Annotated in this window: 14 protein-coding genes; 4 read left to right on the forward strand and 10 right to left on the reverse strand. The window is 55.7% G+C overall.

Annotated elements, in window-relative coordinates:
- Positions 1–170: 170 nt before the first annotated feature.
- Together RAL88_RS16755 and RAL88_RS16760 are read left to right on the forward strand one after the other, a co-directional pair.
- Positions 171–1,040, forward strand: a complete 870-nt coding sequence (locus RAL88_RS16755) for a TrmB family transcriptional regulator (RefSeq protein ID WP_306264998.1) — start codon at positions 171–173, stop codon at positions 1,038–1,040.
- Positions 1,037–2,386: a lyase family protein gene (locus tag RAL88_RS16760; RefSeq protein WP_306265000.1), complete on the forward strand. Its 1,350-nt coding sequence runs from the start codon at positions 1,037–1,039 to the stop codon at positions 2,384–2,386. Before RAL88_RS16755 ends, RAL88_RS16760 begins: the two co-directional genes overlap by 4 nt.
- On the opposite strand, the gene RAL88_RS16765 is transcribed toward RAL88_RS16760, so the two are convergent.
- Both RAL88_RS16765 and RAL88_RS16770 read right to left on the reverse strand, forming a co-directional pair.
- Positions 2,383–4,962, reverse strand: coding sequence for an HWE histidine kinase domain-containing protein (locus tag RAL88_RS16765; RefSeq protein ID WP_306265002.1), 2,580 nt, complete (start codon positions 4,960–4,962; stop codon positions 2,383–2,385). The two genes, RAL88_RS16760 and RAL88_RS16765, sit on opposite strands and share 4 nt — an antisense overlap.
- A complete protein-coding gene (locus RAL88_RS16770) occupies positions 4,925–5,515 on the reverse strand; it encodes a biliverdin-producing heme oxygenase (protein WP_306265004.1) in 591 nt (196 codons plus the stop codon). The genes RAL88_RS16765 and RAL88_RS16770 overlap by 38 nt, the downstream gene beginning before the upstream one ends.
- A 292-nt stretch (positions 5,516–5,807) precedes the next feature.
- Here RAL88_RS16770 and RAL88_RS16775 point away from each other — a divergent pair, with 292 nt between their 5' ends.
- Positions 5,808–7,286, forward strand: a complete 1,479-nt coding sequence (locus RAL88_RS16775; RefSeq protein ID WP_306265006.1) for an NAD-dependent succinate-semialdehyde dehydrogenase — start codon at positions 5,808–5,810, stop codon at positions 7,284–7,286.
- A gap of 60 nt (positions 7,287–7,346) precedes the next feature.
- On the opposite strand, the gene RAL88_RS16780 is transcribed toward RAL88_RS16775, so the two are convergent.
- From RAL88_RS16780 to RAL88_RS16805, 6 genes are all read right to left on the reverse strand, one after another.
- A complete protein-coding gene (locus RAL88_RS16780) occupies positions 7,347–8,663 on the reverse strand; it encodes a mechanosensitive ion channel family protein (RefSeq protein WP_306265008.1) in 1,317 nt (438 codons plus the stop codon).
- 128 nt (positions 8,664–8,791) lie between these two features.
- On the reverse strand, positions 8,792–9,793 hold the full coding sequence (locus RAL88_RS16785; protein ID WP_306265009.1) for an ABC transporter ATP-binding protein: 1,002 nt from the start codon (positions 9,791–9,793) through the stop codon (positions 8,792–8,794).
- The gene (locus RAL88_RS16790) at positions 9,790–10,785 is read right to left on the reverse strand and encodes an ABC transporter ATP-binding protein (RefSeq protein WP_306265010.1); all 996 of its coding nucleotides are present in this window, start codon (positions 10,783–10,785) and stop codon (positions 9,790–9,792) included. Before RAL88_RS16790 ends, RAL88_RS16785 begins: the two co-directional genes overlap by 4 nt.
- Positions 10,782–11,975 (reverse strand): ABC transporter permease, encoded by a 1,194-nt coding sequence (locus RAL88_RS16795; protein WP_306265011.1) that lies wholly within the window; start codon positions 11,973–11,975, stop codon positions 10,782–10,784. Before RAL88_RS16795 ends, RAL88_RS16790 begins: the two co-directional genes overlap by 4 nt.
- Before the next feature lie 3 nt (positions 11,976–11,978).
- A complete protein-coding gene (locus RAL88_RS16800) occupies positions 11,979–12,986 on the reverse strand; it encodes an ABC transporter permease (protein WP_306265012.1) in 1,008 nt (335 codons plus the stop codon).
- Between the two features lie 106 nt (positions 12,987–13,092).
- A complete protein-coding gene (locus tag RAL88_RS16805; RefSeq protein ID WP_306265014.1) occupies positions 13,093–15,135 on the reverse strand; it encodes an ABC transporter substrate-binding protein in 2,043 nt (680 codons plus the stop codon).
- Positions 15,136–15,465: 330 nt separating this feature from the next.
- Between RAL88_RS16805 and RAL88_RS16810 the strand changes: the two genes are divergently transcribed.
- Positions 15,466–16,998: an alkaline phosphatase family protein gene (locus RAL88_RS16810; protein ID WP_306265016.1), complete on the forward strand. Its 1,533-nt coding sequence runs from the start codon at positions 15,466–15,468 to the stop codon at positions 16,996–16,998.
- A 71-nt stretch (positions 16,999–17,069) separates the two neighbouring features.
- Here RAL88_RS16810 and RAL88_RS16815 read toward each other — a convergent pair whose 3' ends face one another.
- Both RAL88_RS16815 and RAL88_RS16820 read right to left on the reverse strand, forming a co-directional pair.
- Positions 17,070–17,918 carry a hypothetical protein gene (locus RAL88_RS16815; RefSeq protein WP_306265018.1) on the reverse strand — a complete coding sequence of 283 codons (849 nt, stop codon included), beginning with the start codon at positions 17,916–17,918 and terminating at the stop codon, positions 17,070–17,072.
- Positions 17,918–19,498 carry an acyl-CoA synthetase gene (locus RAL88_RS16820; protein WP_306265020.1) on the reverse strand — a complete coding sequence of 527 codons (1,581 nt, stop codon included), beginning with the start codon at positions 19,496–19,498 and terminating at the stop codon, positions 17,918–17,920. The genes RAL88_RS16815 and RAL88_RS16820 overlap by 1 nt, the downstream gene beginning before the upstream one ends.
- Between the last annotated feature and the right edge of the window lie 428 nt (positions 19,499–19,926).

The raw sequence follows: 19,926 nt of genomic DNA on the forward strand, positions 1-19,926 counted from the left end.
TGGTTAGGGTCAAAGCTTGGCGAGAGGCTTGCATTTGTGCAGCAGCGCTTGTCGTCTGAAGCACAGCTTTGGCCGGGTTCGCCGGATTTGAGGCCAGAATAAGAGGCCAGAATAAGGGGCCACAATAAGGGGCCAGAACTAGGGGCCAAAGGCACCTTCAGGGGGTTGAAATGCAGACATCGCTGACAACAGCAAAATCAAAAGAGGGCGATGCAACGCTGCTCGATAATCTGGCGCGGCTTGGTTTCACCGCTCCTGAAGCGCGCACCTATGAAGCCTTGATCCAGGTGCAGCCCGCGACGGCCTATGAACTGGCGAAAACCTCCGGTCTGGCGCGGGCCAACTCCTATAATTCGGTTACCAATCTGGTGCTGAAAGGGGCGATTCAGCCAGTGTCCTCACATCCGGTCCGCTATGCCATAACCTCGCCGCAGCATTTCTTCGCCAGCATTGCTGACGAGGTGCAACACACGGCATCGCAGATTCAGGATCAGGTGCTGCGCACTTATGCTCCGATGGGGTCTGATTTCGTCGAGGTTTCTGAAGGCCGTCTCGCGGTCGAGGACAAGGTCCGTTCGCTGATTGCCCGCGCCAAAACGGATTTGCATTTCAAGGTGTCCGACCAGCTCATCAAACCGTTCGAGGATGCTATTCTTGAGGTCATGAAACGCGGTGTCCGCGTTACCATCGTTGCCACCGGCGAGGCATGGACCACGCTGGGTGATGCCGGCGCACGCATCGTGCCCCATGAAGGCAGCGGCTCGGCACCAAGCCGGGCCAATGATGTCGCAATGACCGTTGTCGCCGATGCAGCAGCCAGTTTTGTCGGCACGATGAAGCCGCTTTACCGTGGATATTCGGCGGAGAATCCAACTCTTGTCTATGTCATTCAAACCATGATCCTGCACGAGATTTACCTGTCCGAAATCGTCACGGCGATTGGTCTGGACAGGCTGGCGGAACTGGGTCTGAGTTTTGATGCGCTGCGCGGAAAATACAGACCCGAGCAGCATGGCCAACGCATGGCCGAAAACCCGTGACCGGACTATCCTTGCTGAACATTCCGCCGAGCAGTGCGGCGATGGACAGGATCTGGTGCGACGAGACCTTCCTCAATGCCAGTATGGAAATAGAGCGCTGCTGGGTCATGGCCGCTGTCGCAGAAGGCTTTGCGCCGGACAGTGTCGAAGCCGAACTTGACGCGGCCATTGAAAATGTTCGGACCAACCCGGCATCCGTATTGGCCGGCACGCTGTCAACCGGTCGGCCCGTTGCGCCGCTGGTCGATGCCTTGCTGGAAAATGCATCAGATCGTCTCCAGCAGGTTCTGCATCTGGGGTTGACCACCCAGGACATCATCGATGGCGCGCTGACCCTGCTGCGCGGTCAGGCGATCCAAACAATTCTGGCAGACGCCGAAAAATGCCGGGAGAATTTGCAGCACCTTGCTGCCCGCCACAGCACGACAGTGATGCTGGGGCGGACAAATCTTCAGGCGGCGGCACCGATCACATTCGGCCTGTTTGTTGCCGAAGGCTGCGCCGAACTTCAGCGCAATTGCGGCCGCATTCGACAGCGGCATATGGCGGCACAGACGGTGATTCTGTCCGGCGCCGTCGGGCTTTCAGAGCCGTTTGCAGAAAAATCAGATGCCGTGCGCCACCGCACAGCGGCTGACCTTGGTCTGAGCTATGATCCGAAAATGCGCTCTGCGCCACGCGACCAAATTGTCGATCTGTTGTTCTCCGTTGGCCTGCTGGCCAAAGGGCTGGGACGCATGGCGCGCAGCATAAGCCATCTGCAGTCCGATGCCACAGGCGAGCTTGCCGAGGCCCAGCCGGGCGGCAGCAGCGCCATGCCGCACAAGCAGAATCCGCGCCAGGCGGAACGCATCATCATGCTGTCCGGTCAGATTGACGGTATTCTTCTCAACCTGATGAGCGCAACTCAGACCCTGCATCACAGATCCGGTGACAGCTGGATGGCCGAATGGGTCGGCATGGCAGCCATGTTCCAATGCGTCCATGCGCAAATTCTCAGCTTTGGCACACTCATCGAAACACTGGTGGTCGAAGAACAGCGCATGCACGACAATGTCACACATCATGGTCTGGCAATTGTGTCGGACCGGCTGTTCACGGCCCTGTCAGCTGTTGTCGGGCGGGACCAGGCCAAATCGATTGTCAAAGCCGCTTTGGCAGAGCGGATTTCCACCGATGGCCTGGCCGAATTTCTTGAGCAGCATGTACTTGAGCAGCATGTACCGGCTCAGCAGGCCCGCAATATCGCAGCTGCCTGCTCTCTGGAGGCGATCATTGAAAGCGCCCAAATTCAGCAGGCCTGCATAATGGAAGATTTGGCAGCCGCTGCTCCAAATCAGCTCTAGCTAGAAAGAGCCATAACGGCCAGCGCCCGCTGCATGCTTTCCTTGCTGTAGGGTTTCTGGATGAAAACAATGTTTGGGAATTTCGCGGAAAAACTTGTCCCCTCGCCGTAACCGGTGGCAAAAGCGAATGGTATACCGGCTTTTTGCAGCTCTTCGGCAATAGGTTCACTGGTCTGCGAGCCGAGATTCACATCCAGGATGGCAAAGTCAAATTTTTGCTCCGACATCAGTCGCTCGGCCTCATCGACACGTGACGCAAGACTGACTTTTTGAGCACCGAGTTGAAGCACTATATCTTCGGCATCCATTGCTATTATGAGATTGTCCTCCAGAACGAGGACATGGCCGGACAGCGCCATCATATGATAGTCAGCTTTGTCTGCGGATTGTTTGCTTTTCACCTGTGCCGGGTCGATGAATTCGGCGACGCAGTTGGCCGGGACCATAAAGTCAGCCCGCAATCCGGCAATGTCATATTTCAGCTTCGCTGTGCCTTTCAACTCATGGGGAATGGACCGCTCGATGATGGTGCTGCCAAAACCTCTGCGCTTGGGCGCGCGAACCGGTGGGCCGCCGATTTCCTGCCATTTAATGCGCAATGCGCCATCTTCCTCGGCCACAAGCTCAATTTCGATGCGCCCGCCAGCCTCGCCTATGGCACCATATTTTGCCGAGTTGGTAATCATCTCATGCATGACCAGAGCCAGTGTTGAAAACGCTTCCGGCTGCAACAGTGCGTCGGGACCCGTCAGCACCAGACGGTCGCGATTCGATCCCAGATACGCATCGATTTCAGTGGCCAGCAAATCATGCAGAGAGGCTGCATTCCAGTTTTCACGTGTAATCTTGTCATGAGCGCGCGCCAGCGCGTCGATCCGCCCGCCGACATTGCCGGTAAAATCGGCAATGTTGCGTGCTTCCGAACCGCTTTGCGCTACCAGTCCCCGAATCAGATTGAGAATATTGCGAACCCGGTGGTTCAATTCTGCGATCAGCAATTCCTGATGATCGCTGGCGCGCTCACGATCCCTGCTGGCCGCATCCGTGACCCGCAAGACCACTTCCAGAAGCGTCATTCTGAGAGAATTAGCCACCCGAATTTCCGATTCGGACCATGGCTGGCTCTGATTTCTGACAATTTCCTTCCAGGTTTCGAAACTCTTTCGGGGCGTCAGTCGCGTCCCGTTTGGGCCGGGCTCAGCCGGCTTTTCCGGCTTGCCGGCCCAAAGCACGGCGCGGGAAATTTCCTGACGGAACAGGATCAGATAATCCCGCGGCGAGCGCGATACAGGCAGCACCAGTATTCCCGCTGAACAGTCCGAAAACTCCTGCGCCGCAGGATAGCTGTCAGACAGGCGATCGGTCGCAAAAATGCGGCTTGCAGCTGTGGTGTTCAGAAAACGCAGCAGCGGCAGTATTTCTTCTCTGGAGGGCGTTCGGCCCTGGGATTTGAATTCACCGTCGATCCATGTCGCAATACCGTCACAGGCAATCACACTGCTGACAGCATCGGCGATGGTGCTAAAATTTTCGACAATGGATTGGCCATCGGCAAGGCGGGCCATCAGATCGTCGTGCATCTGCCGTGCCAGTTCAGCTTCACTGCGTTCCAGATCGCCTTGTCTCTGGTCAAGCACGTATGCAAACATCTGGGCAAACAGCTCGGTTCCTGTTCTGGCCTTGTAGGACAGGATATTGGGGCTGCGATGATGGCAGGCGAACAATCCCCAAAGCTTGCCACGAACCACGATCGAGACCGACATCGAGGCGGATACATCCATATTTCTGAGATATTCCAGATGTATCGACGAGACCGCACGCAGACTGCTCAGGCTCAGATCAAGCGGCACGCCTTCCGGGCTCGCCGGCGGCAGAATCGGGACAGTCTCTCCGTCGACCTCACTGATGATGCGCAACAGACTGCGCTTATAAAGCGCGCGTGCCTGCGCCGGAATATCAGATGCGGGGAAATGCAGTCCCAACATCGGTTCCATATCGGGCATTCTTGCCTCGGCAATCACCTCACCGGAATCGTCTGGTGCAAAGCGGTAGGCCATAACCCGGTCAAACCCGGTAATCGCCTTGATTTGCCGGGCAGCGACGGTGCACATAGCCTCAATGGATGAAGCCGTCTGCACACGGTCAAGCATGGGTCGCATATAGCCGGCATAGTCGGTAACATCGTGGGCATCTGATCGCTCGAATTCCATAACAATGGAATGTCCCGAGCGATGCAGCGCGACATCAAACAAGCCGCCATTTGCCACCACCTTCAGTCCAAAAATCCGCTCAACCGCGTCGGCATGAGACAACATCTGGAGGCGGCCACGAATCGTGTGCACAAAATCCGGCAGAACATAATTATTGAACGGGTCGCCAATCAGATCGCCATGATCAATGCCCAGGATGTCATTGGTATTGAGCGAGGCGTGATTGATGATCCAGTCATTGGAAACGGAAATCAGGCAGCCGAAAGACTGGACGTGGCCCAGAATGTGAATCGGCTCACGCTCGCAATTGGTAAGATCAATCTCTGAGTCAGCCGGAATGGCTGACGTCAAATTCTGTTTTATCATAGTCGAGTTCCGTATTTGCCCATTCAAGTGCGTCACCAAACAGGCGAAAAGTCAACCTTGCTGACCGTTCTATGGCGGCCCGATTGTCGTCCGGGGCCAGCATTCCATCAAGGTATTTCACGAATTGTGGCCAATAATTATCATAGGTGCCGCTGCTCAGATACTGACCCGCCCTCAGCACCTGTGGGTCGTGTGATTGTGCCCATCTGCGTTGCAACAATTTTGTACCCAGCCGCGATCCGGCAATAACATAACATATGCCTAAACTGCTCATCTGCCCGGTCAATTTCAGGCCCTGAGGCTCGCGACGACTGACGCCAAGCACCTGCAAATCCGCCTGGATTTCCGGCAACAGTGAAGGTGGTCGAAGCATGGCCGGCAGATCGTCGAGCTGGTCGAGCCGGGCATGGCAACCGGACAGCGCCATGAAATGACTTAACAGGAATCGCGACAAGCCGTCCCGGCGTGTCAGATCAAGCGTGCTGAACGCTGCATCCAGCCGTTCATGCTCCATCCTCGTCGATGTTCTTAAATGATGACGCAGTGTCTGCATCAGTGAAAATATCCTTGCAGGAATTGAAGGGATCAGCGGAAGCCTGGATTTAGGCTCCCAGCTATCGATCAATCAAGTAGTTTCTGAGGCGGTTGTGTTTTGTCCTGCCATCACCGGCCTGCCGGACCGGAAGAGGCCGCGATCTGGAACCAGGGCGGTGGGCAGGCGCTGACCGTAATGCATTCCTGCTCGCCCTTGTTGTGAAAGCGGTGCGGCAAGCGGCTGGCAAATCCCCGCCGAATAATCTAAGTCGATGTTACACACACAGACATTGCGATGAAGGAGAACTATAATGACCAATTCATCCTCAAAACTGGCAGACATGCTGGCAGATCCGTCTCTGCTGGTGACAAAGGCCTTTTCCGGCGGCGACTGGGTGGACGCCGCTGACGGCAAGACCTTCGATGTCACCAACCCGGCTACTGGCAAGGTCATTGCCAGTGTGGCGGATTTAAGCCGCGCTGAAGCGCGTGAGGCGATTGCCAAGGCCGCCAAAGCCCAGCGGGAGTGGGCCCGGCAGACCGGCAAGGAACGCTCCGCCATTTTGCGCAAATGGTATGAGCTGATGGTCGAAAATGCCGATGATCTCGGTACTATTCTGACCGCAGAACAGGGCAAGCCCCATGCCGAGGCCAAGGGTGAAGTTCTCTATGGCGCGTCCTTCATCGAATGGTTCGCCGAGGAAGCCAAACGGGTTTATGGCGAAACCATTCCCGGCCATCAACGCGACAAGCGCATCACCGTCATCCGCCAGCCCATTGGCGTTGCCGCATCGATCACACCGTGGAACTTTCCCAATGCCATGATCACCCGCAAAGTCGGCCCGGCCCTTGCGGTCGGCTGCACCTTTGTAGCAAGACCGGCGGCGGAGACGCCACTGTCGGCGCTGGCACTTGGCGTTCTGGCAGAACGTGCCGGCATGCCGAAGGGCATCTTGTCGATCATCTCCTCCTCGCGTTCTTCTGATATCGGGAAAGAGTTCTGCGAGAATCCGTCGGTCCGCAAACTGACCTTTACCGGCTCCACCGAGGTCGGCCGCATTCTGCTGAAACAGGCAGCGGACCAGATCATGAAATGCTCCATGGAGCTTGGTGGCAACGCACCTTTTATCGTGTTTGACGATGCCGACATTGATGCAGCTGTCGAAGGCGCGATGATTTCAAAATACCGCAACAACGGACAGACCTGCGTCTGCGCCAACCGGTTATATGTGCAAGCCGGGGTCTATGATGCGTTTGCCAAAAAACTTGCCGAAGCTGTTGGCAAGATGAAGGTTGGCGATGGTCTGAGCGAAGGCACGCAACTTGGCCCGCTGATCAATTCCGATGCGGTCGACAAGGTCAAGGAACACATTGCCGATGCCAAATCCAAAGGCGGCAAGGTTCTGGCCGGCGGCAAGCCGCATGCCCTTGGCGGCACTTTCTTTGAACCGACCATCATCACCGGGGCGACCAAGGACATGCTGTTTGCCACAGAGGAAACTTTTGGTCCGGTGGCACCACTGTTCAAATTCGATACTGTCGACGAGGTCATCGATTTGGCTAATGACACAATTTTCGGGCTGGCTTGCTATTTCTACGCCAATGATCTGTCCCGCGTCACCAAAGTTGCCGAAGCGCTGGAATACGGCATGGTCGGCATCAACACCGGTCTGATTTCCACCGAGGTCGCACCGTTCGGCGGCGTCAAACAGTCCGGGCTTGGCCGCGAAGGCAGCCATCATGGCATCGATGATTATCTGGAAATGAAATATATCTGCGCCTCGGTCTGAAATCAGCATCTGTCAAACAAATTCGCAGCGGGCCGGACTGCCGGACCCGCTGCCTGCGTCTCATGATTCCGGCTGCGGCTTTGATCTGGAAATATCGACCTTGATGCCATCGGGAATGTAAAGATCGCGCTTGGCATAGGGGATTTCGATATTGTTGGCTTTCAGCACATCCCAGATCGCGAACAGAATATCGCTTTTGATGTTGGCCAGTCCGCCAGCCGGGTCCTGAATCCAGAACCGGTAGGCCATGTCCAGCGAACTTTCCCCGAACTGAACGAATTGCACGATTGGCGCTGGCGAGGCGAGGACGCGCGGATGTGCGCCGACCGTGCTTTCCACAAGTCTCTTGACCTCATGCGGATCGCAGTCATAGCTAACTCCGAACGTAATTTCGAGCCGGATATTGCGGTTGGAATAGGACCAGTTGACCACTTCCTGAGTGATCAGATTCTCATTCGGAATAAGGTGTTCGCGGCCATCGCGGGTGACAACGGAGGTGTATCTGGTGTTGAGCTGGGTGATCCAGCCAAACGTGTCACCGACCGAAATGACATCTCCCGGCTTGATGGATTTGTCGAGCAGCAGCGAAATGCCGCTGACAAAATTGGAAACGGTTTTCTGCAGACCAAGCCCGACACCGACGCCGACAGCACCGGAGAAAATGGCGAAGGCTGTCAGATCAATGCCGACCGAAGACAGGGTCAGCAAAAAAGCTGCCGCGACCAGGAAAATGCGCACCAGCTTGCTGATCAGCACTTTCATCGATGGCGAGATATCCTTGCTGGCGGCAACGCCCCTGTCGGCCAGTCTGCCAAACAGGCCAACGCCCCAGGCAAGGATCGCCAGAATTGCGATTGCCTTCATGACAACAAGGGCAGACAGCCGGGATTCGCCAAAGCTGAAAGCCATCCCGTCCAGCCACACCACCACTTGCGGCAAAACCCGCAGGATAGACAGCGATGCAATGATCCACAACGTGATCGAGACCATCCGGAACAGAAGCCGGTTGCGAATGACTGTGGCAAGAATGTTGATGATGATCCAGGCGGTGGTCAGCTTGGCAACGGTAGAAAGGATCAGCGTATTTCCCGACCATGTCATACTGCGGAACAGCGCCAGAAGCAGCCAGATGGCAACCAGGAAAATCGCCGGAGAGACCCGCTCCAGGATTTCACGCTTCCAACTGCGCAGCCAGTGCCCTTCATGGCTGCCGAGATAGGTTTTCAGCCGTCGCGAGAGGCTTTTGGCGAACAGATAGGAACACAACGCAGCCACCAGAATGGCAACGCCCTGATAAATCACCCAGGTGCCGGTCGCGCGTTGAATGAACTCCGACATCTGATCCAGATAGGGTTGCAGACTGGCAGGCAGCTCCATTCAAATTCCTTTCCGCAGAAGGTCAAGACTACCCGTAATTCGGAACGATTGCATAGCACTGACTTGGCGGATTGGCAGCGGCACAGGGCCACAGGCGGGCTGCAGCGACAACAGCTGCGATGTTGGCCTCAGGCGTCCTCTGCCAGCTCTTCCCAGCGGTGACAGGCGACATCATGTTCCATTCCCGAATGTGTCAGTTCCGGCTCTTCTGTCTTGCAGATATCAATCGCATAGGGACAGCGCGTATGGAATTTGCAGCCTGATGGCGGATTGGTCGGCGAGGGAATTTCGCCCTCCAGCTTCAGCTTGTTGCCGCGCGTATCTGGATCTAGCGAGGGGATCGCTGACAACAGCGCCTTGGTATAGGGATGGCGCGGCGCGGCAAACAATTCGCGAGTTGGTGCGGTTTCCACCAGCCGGCCGAGATACATCACCGCCACATGGTCGCAGATGTGCGCCACCACTGACAGATCATGGCTGATAAACAGATAGGTCAGACCGAGTTCCGTCTGCAGATCCTTCAGAAGGTTCAGAATATCGGCTTGAATCGATACATCCAGCGCCGCGACGCTCTCATCAGCGACCACAAAGCGCGGATTGGAAACCAGCGCCCGCGCAATCGAAATCCGCTGGCGCTGGCCGCCCGAAAATGCGTGGGGAAAGCGCCGCAGATGCTCCAGATTGAGTCGGCATTTGGCGGCAATGGCCCGCACCCGCTCATCGGTTTCTTCGCGCGAGGAGGTCAGTCCCATCACCTCCAGCGGTTCAGCGATAATATCGCGAACCGTCATGCGCGGACTGAGGGCGGCATAGGGGTCCTGAAAGATCAATTGCGCCCGTGTGCGATAATCCCGCAGCTTGTCCTTTGGCAGGGTGACCAGATCATAATCCACCTCGCCATCATTATAGCGCGCTTCACCGCGAGAGATGGTCAGTGCCTTCAAAAACGCCCGCCCGAGCGTCGTTTTGCCTGAGCCGCTTTCCCCGACCAGACCGAAGAACGAACCTTTGGGGATATCAAGATTGACCCCCTCAACCGCTTTCAGGGTCTGGATCTTGAACAGCGCCCCGCCACGCAGGGCGAAATGCACGGACAGATCTCGGGCTGAAATGATCGGCTGGTCGGTCATGCAGCACTCCGCTCGCGTGCTGCGACAAAGCAGGCAGCTTTATGGTCACTGTCAAATTCCGTCATGGCGGGAACCTGGGCGCTGCAAATCGGCTCGGCAACCGGGCAACGTGTGTGAAACACGCATCCCGGCGGCCGTTCCAGAGGACTGGGAATATCACCGGCAATAGGGGTCAGTTCCGCATCCAGATCATCAAGTTTCGGAATCGCGTTGATCAGACCTATCGTATAGGGGTGCACCGGTGTACGGATGACATCGCGCACTGGCCCGTGCTCGACAATCTTGCCCAGATACATCACCGCAACTTTGTCGGCAGTTTGCGCAATCACGCCCAGATCATGGGTGATGAAGATGATACCCATGTTGAACTCGGTCACCAGGTCTTTCATCAGATCGATAACCTGAGCCTGAATCGTCACATCCAGCGCGGTCGTCGGCTCATCCGCTATCAGCAGCTTGGGGTTGGTTGACAGGGCCATCGCGATCATCGCGCGCTGACGCATGCCACCGGACAATTCGAAGGCATACTGGTCGAACCGTTTGTCCGCATCGGATATGCCGACCCGTTCCAGCATATCCACGGAAATGGATTTGGCCTGCTTCTTCGAAATTCTTTTGTGCAGCACCAGTTGTTCCACCATCTGGTCGCCAATGGTAATCGCCGGTGCAAAACTGGCCATTGGTTCCTGAAAGATCATCGATACCGCGCCGCCGCGCACGACCCGCAGGGATTTGTTGTCTTTCAGCGTCAGGACATCAATTTCGCCCTCATCCAGAGACAGCGTGATTTTGCTTTGCGGGCTGTAGATTCCATTGTCCGGATTAAGCCGCATCAAAGACTTGGCAGTCACTGATTTACCCGAGCCGGACTCCCCCACCAGGCCCAGAACCTCACCGGCATTCACCTCAAACGAGACGTCGTCCACCGCCGTGATGCGGCCTTCATCGGTATCGAATTGCAGTGTCAGATTTTCAACGGACAGCAGTGTCATTTTTTCACGCTCGAATAAGGATCAGCAGCATCGCGCAATCCATCGCCGACAAATACAAATGCCAGCACCAGAGCAACGAAAAACAGGACAGGAATGAAATACCATTGGTAGTTCAGCAAAACGTCAGCCTGCGACACATTCTGCATCATTGAGCCGAGCGAATTGACCGGATCCTTGAGGCCCAGACCAATGAAGGACAGGGCAGTTTCAGAGCGCACCATATAGGGAAATGAAATCATCAGATCAACGATGATATAGCTGGTGAAACTGGGCAGCAGATGCTTGCGGATAATGTGCCCTGACGAGGCACCGCACAGTTCCGCCGCCAGCACATATTCCTGGCTGCGTTCGGTCAGCAAATGGGTGCGGATGCGGCGCGCCAGTGTCGGCCAGCCGATCAGTCCCAGAATGATGGAAATGAAAAAGAAGCGGGTTTCCGAACTCCACGAATCCGGCATGAACGCGGCCAGCGCCATAAACAGCGGAATGGGCGGCACCGTTCGAATGGCGTCTGTCAGCATTTGCAGCGACGAGTCGATCCAGCCGCCGAAATAGCCTGACACACCGCCAATCACCAGAGCCAGAACGAACGAGATCAGGACGCCGAGCGTGCCGACCGCCAGAGATGTCCAGATTGCATGCAGCGTTCGACCAAAGATATCCTTGCCGCTGGCATCGGTTCCAAACAGATGAATGCCGCCTTCGGCAACTCCGAACAGATGGGTTTCAAATGTCAGTGTTTCAACATTGATATCAAGCAGTGAACCGGGCAGGTCCCATTCGACGTCGATGAGACTGTATCGCCAGCCTTTGACAAAAAATTCGACGTAGCGCCGCTCATCGCGATCCACTGTCGTGACCCAGCGGAAATTGGTCTTGATGGAGCGCTCGCGGGTCGATGAATAAATGAAAGGCCGTGCCGAAAAGCCGTTCTCGTCCCAGAATTTGGGGATTTGCGGCGCGCCGTTTTCGTAATCCTTGTCGCGCCCGGCAATGGTGGGATTATACGGCGACAGGAAGGGTGCAAAAATCCCCATTGAAACCATGATGATCAACGCCCACAGCGCAATCATCGCAGAGCGGCTGCTTTTGAATCGGGCCCAGATCAGTTGCCCCTGCGATGCTGTGAAATAGTCCTCTTTCAGCTTGGCGGCTTTGTCCAGGTCTTTGGTGTGTGCAACTGTTGTCATCATCTACCCCATCAGCCCGCGGCGCACGCGCGGGTCCATCAGCGCCAGAAGAATGTCAGTGACAAAATTCAGGGCGACAATTGTTGCCGTCAGAAGAAAGATGATTGCGCCGGCCAGCTGCTGGTCGTTTGAGCGCGCCAGAGCTTCAATCAACAGGGCACCTGCTTCTGTGAGAGTGAGAATCAGGGCAATGATCGGCAATTCGTTGAAAATCCGGTTGAGATCAAAGCCAAGCGAGTTGATCACCGGTCCCAGCGCATGGCGTGCCGGATAACGCCACAGCAGGTTCCAGCCGGCAATTCCGCGCGCCGAGGCTGCGGTCACATAGAGTTTGCCCGATTCATCCAGCATCAGCGCTCTGACGGTCTGCAGCGCAAAAGCCGTGGCCGACCATCCGAGAATAAAAATCGGCAGCCAGGCGCGAGACAAAAAATCCCAGAATTTGGCCATAGACCATGCCGCATCCCGGTATTCTTTCGAAAACAGCCCGGTCAGCGAATCGCCAAAGAACACGGTTGAGATCAGCATGATTATCAGTGCCAGCAGAAAATTCGGCAAGGCGAGGCCCAGATAGGAAACAAATCTCAGCGAATTATTGGCAAATGCGTTTTTTGATGAAGCTGAAATGATTCCTATCGGAATGGCGATCAGATAGGCGACAAACAGGGCAGACAGACATATCGCCAGGCTGATCCAGAATTTGTCACTGAGCAGCTGGTTGATATCGAGACGCAGGATACAACTGTCGCCGAACTCACCGCGCAGCGTCACATTGCCAACCCAGCTGACCCACCGCACCACGAAAGGGCGGTCGAGGCCAAGGCGCCGCTCTTCGGCCTTGATATCGTCGATGGAAATTTGTGCGCCCTGGGTGTTCTTGAAGGCAAGATAGCGCTCGGCACAGCTGCCCGGCACCAGTTCCATCAGTGTGAACACAATCAGGGAAACCGTGAGCAGCGTAAAGATCGCCATCACCGCCCGCATCAGTGTGAACTGTAAGAACCGCCCCATATATCCAACCTACCCCAAATCCCGGAACCTGCTTGACAGCATGGCTCTGCTGTTTTGAATGGCGCTGGCAGTAGAGTGACCGCTGCCAGCGCCTTTCAATTCGTGACTATTCGTCGAGGAACCACTGTGGTCCGCGATATGGGTAGGTCCGGTAATACTCATAGGAGGCGGTCTTGAATTCCGGCACGTTTTTCAGCTTGTTGTTCACATAGATCGGATCGGGCGTCAGCGCCGTTCCGATGAACAACAGATTGCTGGTCATGTTTTCGACCAACCGCGCACCGAGTTCCTTCGATTTGTCTGTGCCAACCGGTTCTGATTGAAACGCATTCACGTCATCGATCAGTTGAGTGACATAGGCGGGAGGCTCGACGCCTTTGGCACCGTCGGTATCGACATATTCAGCCCACAGCATTCCAACGCGGTGTGCGAAATAGTTTTCAAAGGGCGGCACCCAGAGCTCATTATTGCCCAGGATGATGCCAAGCGGCTGGCCCTTTTCCCAAAGACCGACATCGAGCTGATTGGAAGATTGTGCCGAACGGTACTCATCCGGTGTCACTTCTTTGACAGTGGTCTTGATGCCGACATCCGCCCAGTACTGACCCACCAGCTCAACCACCTGTCCGGCGATGCCCTGTGTTGCGAATTGCAGGTTCAGAACCAGAGAATTGCCACCTGGCAGATCGCGGAATCCGTCATTGTCCTTGTCAACAAGACCGGCTTCATCGAGCAGCCGGTTGGCTTCATCGGGATCAAATTCAGTGGCAAAGGTTTTCCATTTGTCATCGACAAAATCCGGCACCGGCGAGAATCCGGTATATTGCTGGATCGTGCCCTGGCCGAAATAAGCCACTTCGTTGAGTTCTTCCCGGTTGATCGCAATCGACATCGCCTTGCGGAAATTGAGATCACCGAAGACTTTGCGTTTTTCTTCATCAGCCGATGTAACGTTGAATGAAATCGCATGCATCGCGATTTTTGGCTTGAGCTGGATGGTATAGCCGCCTTTTTCCTGATTTTGCAGCAGCAGCGGCGCATCAGACAATTGCAGTGACTGGGCTTTGTAATCCACCTCTCCATTGACCAGTTTCAGCAAACGCACCTGATTGTCATTGGCGTAAACCTCGTCCTGCTCATTGATGTAAGGCAGTTGGTTGCCGGCCGTATCCACCATGTAGAAATAGGGATTGGCGACGTAGCGCCGGCCCTCTGTGGTGTCAGAAACCGTTATGAAGGCTTCCAGCGTCGGCTGGACAGCAGCAGGCATGTTCGCCACCTTGTCGGGGCTGTTCAGCAAAGGTGAAGGCGTATCAGTCCAGTCGGAATTGCCGAAATAGGCTTTGATGACGTCATAGCCACTTTCAAAACCCAGTTCCTTGGCTTTCGCATCAGCATCCGGATTGATATCGGGATGAAACTGGCCAAGGAAATGCTTTGGCTGAAAGCCCTGTGCGAAAGACGTTGCAAAGTGAGCGATCAGGCCCGGCTTTGGTGCAGGCAGGATGAACTTCACGGTTTGCGGATCGATGACTTCAACCGTCATGCGTTCGCCGCCAACCAGCACATAATCTTTGGGTTTTTCATTGACCTTTGGATCAAGCGCCAGATTATCGTACCAGAATTTCACATCTTCGGCTGTGAATGGCACGCCGTCAGACCATTTATGGCCTTTGCGCAGCGAGAAGGTCACTTCGGTGTAATCGTCATTCCATGACCAGCTTTTCGCAACATTGGGCACGATGGTCTGCAGATCGTCGGAATAACGCACCAGATTGACGTGTCTGACAGACAGGAAATCAGAGGTGCCGGCTTCCGTGGCGTTCGACAGGGCGTCAAGCGTTCCGCCATATTTGCCGATCATGTCGTATGGTGCGACGACCAGTGGTTCTGAAGGCATCCGGTCAGCCAAAGGCGGCAGCTCGGGATTGCCCTGAATTTTCGAGTTCAACTCACCGATTGCCGGGTTTTCCTGGAAGGAAAGCGTGCAATTTCCTGCCGCTTCAAACTCGGCCAGCTCAAACTGTTGCGGAAACTCTCCTGCCGCAACGCCGTTCATGTCCGCAACCGTCGCTTCCGGGCATCCGCCTGCAAAGGCGGTGCCAGTCAGCGCGGCAAGCGCAACACTGGTTAAAAATAATTGTCTCATGGAATTCCTCTCCTTAGGGTGTTGTCAGACCTTTTGTCATTAGCTCTTCTGGATGAAGCTTTTACAACCCGGCCATCATCAAAGCCCCTTTGCAGGTGCCCGTCAAATGCATTCGATTCTGACTATCCCAAATCCCGACCTCAAAACGATCACGGCTTCTGCTATGATCTGGGAAAGCGTACGAACGGTGGAATTATCAGTGAAATCGTTTCTTCTTATCGAAGAATAAAAAAATCTGATGGTTGCCTGCTTGACGAAACCATTATGTTTCTGCCGACCCGGGGCGGCATGCCGCTGCAGCCTCAATGATTGCGCATTTCGGAGTGGACCTTGAAGAACAAAATTCTGCTGATCGTCCTTGATCAGTTCCGAGCAGATTGCCTCAATGGCGCATTTTCAGAGCAATTCAGAATGCCGCATCTGCGCCAGTTGATGCGCGAAAGTGTAACTTTCAATCGCCATTATACAGTAACCTCGCCCTGCGGGCCCTCGCGTGCCAGCCTGTTGACCGGGCTCTATGCCATGAACCACCGCTCAATCCGCAACGGCACCCCTTTGCCGCAGCAGCATCCCACAATGGCCTCGGAGCTTCGCAAGGCCGGGTACGAGCCGATGCTGTTCGGCTACACCGATGTCAGCGCAGATCCGCAGAACCGCCACCCGAATGATCCCGATCTGAAGACCTATGAAGGGCTTGCGCCAGGGTTTTCGGAAATCGTCAGAATGCGGCTCGACAGTAATTCTTCCTGGATCGGTTATCTCAAGGGCAAAGGCTATCAACTGCCACAGGAATACTGGGATTTGTTCAAGCCGGTCGCTGCCCATGGCGGCCACGGCCCGGCGATTTCCGACCCGGCACTTTACAGTGCCGCAGATAGCGATACCGCCTTTTTGACCGACCGGACCCTTGAAGAACTGAGCGCAAGAGAGGATCAGGACTGGTTTTCACTGCTGACCTATATCCGCCCGCATCCGCCGCTTGTGGCACCGGTGCCTTACAATAAAATGGTGGCGGCGGCAGACCTGCCCGCCCCGGTCAGACCCGAAAGCGTGGCACAACATACCGCCATGCACCCCTATTTCGCAGCCGATTTTTCACGCACGTCCAACAGCCATCTTTATATCGGTTTTGACGGCCGCCCGCAGGATATGCCGGATGCGGATATTGCGGAACTGCGCGCCGTCTATGCCGGACTGGCCATGGAAGTGGACCACCATATCGGCCGGGTGATGGATTATCTGAAAGACAGCGGCCAGTATGACGACACCCTGATTATTGTCACTGCCGATCACGGTGAAATGCTTGGCGACCACTATATGTGGGGCAAGGAGGCACCGTTTGAAGCGGCGTTGCATGTGCCGCTGATCATCCGCGACCCGCGCGCGCCGCAAGGCCATGGCACCGCAGTCGATCATTTTACCGAATCCATCGACATTGCACCAACCCTTGTCGACTGGGCCGGGAGGAAACCCGATATCAGCTTCAACGGAAAATCGCTGTTGCCATTTCTGACCGGCGATGCGCCTGAAAACTGGCGCAGTTCGATATTCTGCGAAGTCGATTTTGGCGACGCGCTGACACCAACGCGATTTCAGGAAGAGTTGCACCTGTCACAGTTTCAGAGCAATTTTGCCGTGCTGCGTGATGAGCGCTTCAAATATGTCCATTTCAATGGCGGACTGCCGCCACTGCTGTTCGATCTGAAAGCCGATCCGCATGAACTGACCGACCTTGCCGCGTTGCCCTCGCACCGCGATCATCTTCTGCACTACGCCAACCTCATGCTCGACCATCGCATGTCATTCGCCCATCATGCCATGAGCCGCATGCAACTGACCGACACCGGCGTTCAGAGCCGGTAACATTTGACGTCTCTTCGGATTATGAGTCATTCAACTAAATGAAGTAAGGAGACGGGTCTGATTGCTCAGCCTCAGTCACGCCGCAACAGCACCAGTTCGCAGGTCATCAGCACGGCGTTTTCATCCGGTTGCAACCGGCCCTGATATATCTCGCCATCCAGCCCGACAATCACAATGTCGATTTGCGTTTTTGCATCTTTATCGTTCACAGCAATACGGCCGCGTTGGATCAGAAATTCGGTGGCATAGCTCTGCAATGTCCGCCTGTCGTCAAACCTTGCACCAATCAGGCTGCCAATTCCGTGCAGTTCCGCGCCGGACCAGCCGAGTTCGCAGCAGATTTTCTCCAGTTCCTGGCCGATTTCGACATTCGGCCGCAGCCGCACAAGGGCGGCGTCATGCGGAGTTGCTGGTCCTGTGCCGCTGGGTTGAAACAGGGTGAAATTGGTTTCCGCATCAAAGCTGCCTTCAAACCGCGCGTCAGGAAACACCCAACCCTGCAACGTAGTAGGGTTTTTCAGGATACACCTGTCCGGCAGCATGTGTCCGGCAGAGCGGTTTCCGTCATGGTCCCGCCATGCGCCATGACAATGAATGAAAGCCTCGCCATCGCGCCGCCCGAACACCAGACCGGCTTCGACCACTTCGCCCGGTCCGGCAAGTGTCCGTGTGTCACTCCACCATGCCGCATGCTCCACGTCGGGCGAGGGCGCGGGAATTACGAAGTCCAGCTGGCTTACCGCAGCGTTGCTCATGGTAAGATAGGCCGAATTGCTGCCCTGCGCCTCAAGTGCCGCTGCCACACTCGATAACAGCGTGTCTCCGGCCTGCAGCGCAATGCTGATTTCCACGGCTCTTGTGGTGCTGACCAAGTGACGCTGGCGCACTGCCGGACCTGGTTGCTGGATAAAGCGCATCATCAACCGGCATCCCCGCCGAGCAGCCTGCGCTCATATTCGGCGCGCACCAGCTTTTTGGTAATTTTGCCATAGCCGGATTTCGGCAGAGCCTCCCAGAACACAATTTTTTTTGGCATTTTATAGCTGGCGATTTTCGGCACCAGCCAGTCACGCAGCGCCGCCGGTTCGATCTCACCGCCGGGTTTGGCCACACAGACCGCAATGCCAACCTCGCCCCATTTTTCATCCGGCAGACCAAACATCGCGACTTCGGACACAGCCGGGTGCAGCAGGATTTTTTCCTCAATTTCACGCGGATAAATATTCGAGCCGCCGGAAATATACATGTCGGATTGCCGGCCGGTCAGGTAGAAAAATCCCTCTGCATCCATATGGCCGACATCGCCGGTGCGAAACCAGCCATTGCGGAACGCCTTGGCGTTGGCGTCCGGGTTGTTCCAGTAACCTGCAAAGACGGCCGGTCCCGTAACGCAGAATTCGCCGGTGTCTCCGGCGGGCAATTCCTCGCCTGCATCATCCTGAATCTGCACCTGCATACCGGTTCTGGCAATGCCGCAGCTGCCTTCCCGGATGGCGGCTTCAGGACCGGTTTCATGCTGATCCGGGCGCAGCACCGTAATCGCGCCGGTGACTTCGCCGAGCCCGAAATACTGCACCAGCACCGGTCCAAGTTTATCGAGCGCAAACAGCTGGTCGGCGCGGTACATCGGTGCGCCGGCATAAATCACATGATGCAGCGAGCTGTGATCGACCTGATCGACCGCCGGATGTTCCACCAGCATCTTCAAAATTGTCGGCACTGTAAACAGATTGCTGACATGCCAGCGCTCGATCAGCTGCCAGATTTCGCCGGCATCAAACCGCGCCGACGCGGGGAGCACGGTGGTCGCACCGCGCGCCACCTGCAGCACGGCATGAATACCGGCGCCATGGGACAGCGGCGCAACAGCAATTGAGGCATCCTGTTCGATGGTACCCGGAACAAGATCGCAGAGATGATTATTCACCACAAAGGCCATCTGGCCGTGGGTCAGCACTCCGGCTTTGGGATTGCCTGTTGTGCCCGATGTATAGAACAGCCAGCAGGGATCGTCATAATCCACATCTGCGAGCGGCACAGCCGGGCCGGTGGGATTGGCAATCAGCGCGTCATAATCGGCGGCAAAATCAGAGGCACCGATGGAGATGATGAATTGCAGATGATCGGTACAATGGCGGGCATGTCCGGCATGGTCGGCATCAATAATCAGCCCGGTGGCACCGCTGGATTCCACGATCCAGGCCAGATCCTCGGCAGTGCCGCGAAAATTTGCCGGAACCCAGACCGCGCCAAGACGCCAGCAGGCAAAGGCCGATTCAAGCAGCTGATTGCAGTTCGGCGACTGCACCACAATCCGGTCGCCCTTGCGCACGCCATAGCTATCCGCAAGGATTTTTGCCAGCGCATTGACGCGGATATTGAGGGCAGCCCAACTCCACTCGGTCTCACCCCATATCAGCCCCGGCCGGTCCGGTAGCCGCCGCGCCGACTGCTCCAGAAAATGCGCCAGGTTCATCACCCGGTTCGAGACTCGTTTCACGATGGATAACTCCAGGCTGGTTTCATCAGACACCACAACAATGAAACACTTGTCTTATGCTATTGCCGGCTCTTGTGCGAACAATGAGCCACTGCTCGTTACATCAAATATGGCGTGCAACGGCCGAGCGCCGGACACACATATGCCCGTACCCGCATTGGCAAGTACACTTTACACCGTGTTCGGCGTCATGGATTAACCGGGTGGAGCGCTGGTTTGCAGAGCTGACCCGCAAGCAATTGCAACGTGGCGTCCACCGATTGGTCGCTGGGTTGAAGGTTCATATCATAGCCTTCGTCCCAGCACACAACGAAACTCGAAACCATACAAATGGGTCAAATCCATCGACGAAATTCTTGCCACATGGATTGTTCTGCCAACGAACGCAGAAAAATCCATGTGCCAACTTTAGATTCAGGTGACCAGCT

Origin of the sequence: Pararhizobium sp. IMCC3301 (assembly GCF_030758315.1) — a bacterium.
GTDB lineage: Bacteria > Pseudomonadota > Alphaproteobacteria > Rhizobiales.

Coding starts and splice junctions, on each gene's coding strand:
- RAL88_RS16755 (WP_306264998.1), top strand. CDS start 171: ATGCAGACATCGCTGACAACAGCAAAATCAAAAGAGGGCGATGCAACG.
- RAL88_RS16765 (WP_306265002.1), bottom strand. CDS start 4,962: ATGATAAAACAGAATTTGACGTCAGCCATTCCGGCTGACTCAGAGATT.
- RAL88_RS16770 (WP_306265004.1), bottom strand. CDS start 5,515: ATGCAGACACTGCGTCATCATTTAAGAACATCGACGAGGATGGAGCAT.
- RAL88_RS16775 (WP_306265006.1), top strand. CDS start 5,808: ATGACCAATTCATCCTCAAAACTGGCAGACATGCTGGCAGATCCGTCT.
- RAL88_RS16780 (WP_306265008.1), bottom strand. CDS start 8,663: ATGGAGCTGCCTGCCAGTCTGCAACCCTATCTGGATCAGATGTCGGAG.
- RAL88_RS16785 (WP_306265009.1), bottom strand. CDS start 9,793: ATGACCGACCAGCCGATCATTTCAGCCCGAGATCTGTCCGTGCATTTC.
- RAL88_RS16790 (WP_306265010.1), bottom strand. CDS start 10,785: ATGACACTGCTGTCCGTTGAAAATCTGACACTGCAATTCGATACCGAT.
- RAL88_RS16795 (WP_306265011.1), bottom strand. CDS start 11,975: ATGACAACAGTTGCACACACCAAAGACCTGGACAAAGCCGCCAAGCTG.
- RAL88_RS16800 (WP_306265012.1), bottom strand. CDS start 12,986: ATGGGGCGGTTCTTACAGTTCACACTGATGCGGGCGGTGATGGCGATC.
- RAL88_RS16805 (WP_306265014.1), bottom strand. CDS start 15,135: ATGAGACAATTATTTTTAACCAGTGTTGCGCTTGCCGCGCTGACTGGC.
- RAL88_RS16815 (WP_306265018.1), bottom strand. CDS start 17,918: ATGATGCGCTTTATCCAGCAACCAGGTCCGGCAGTGCGCCAGCGTCAC.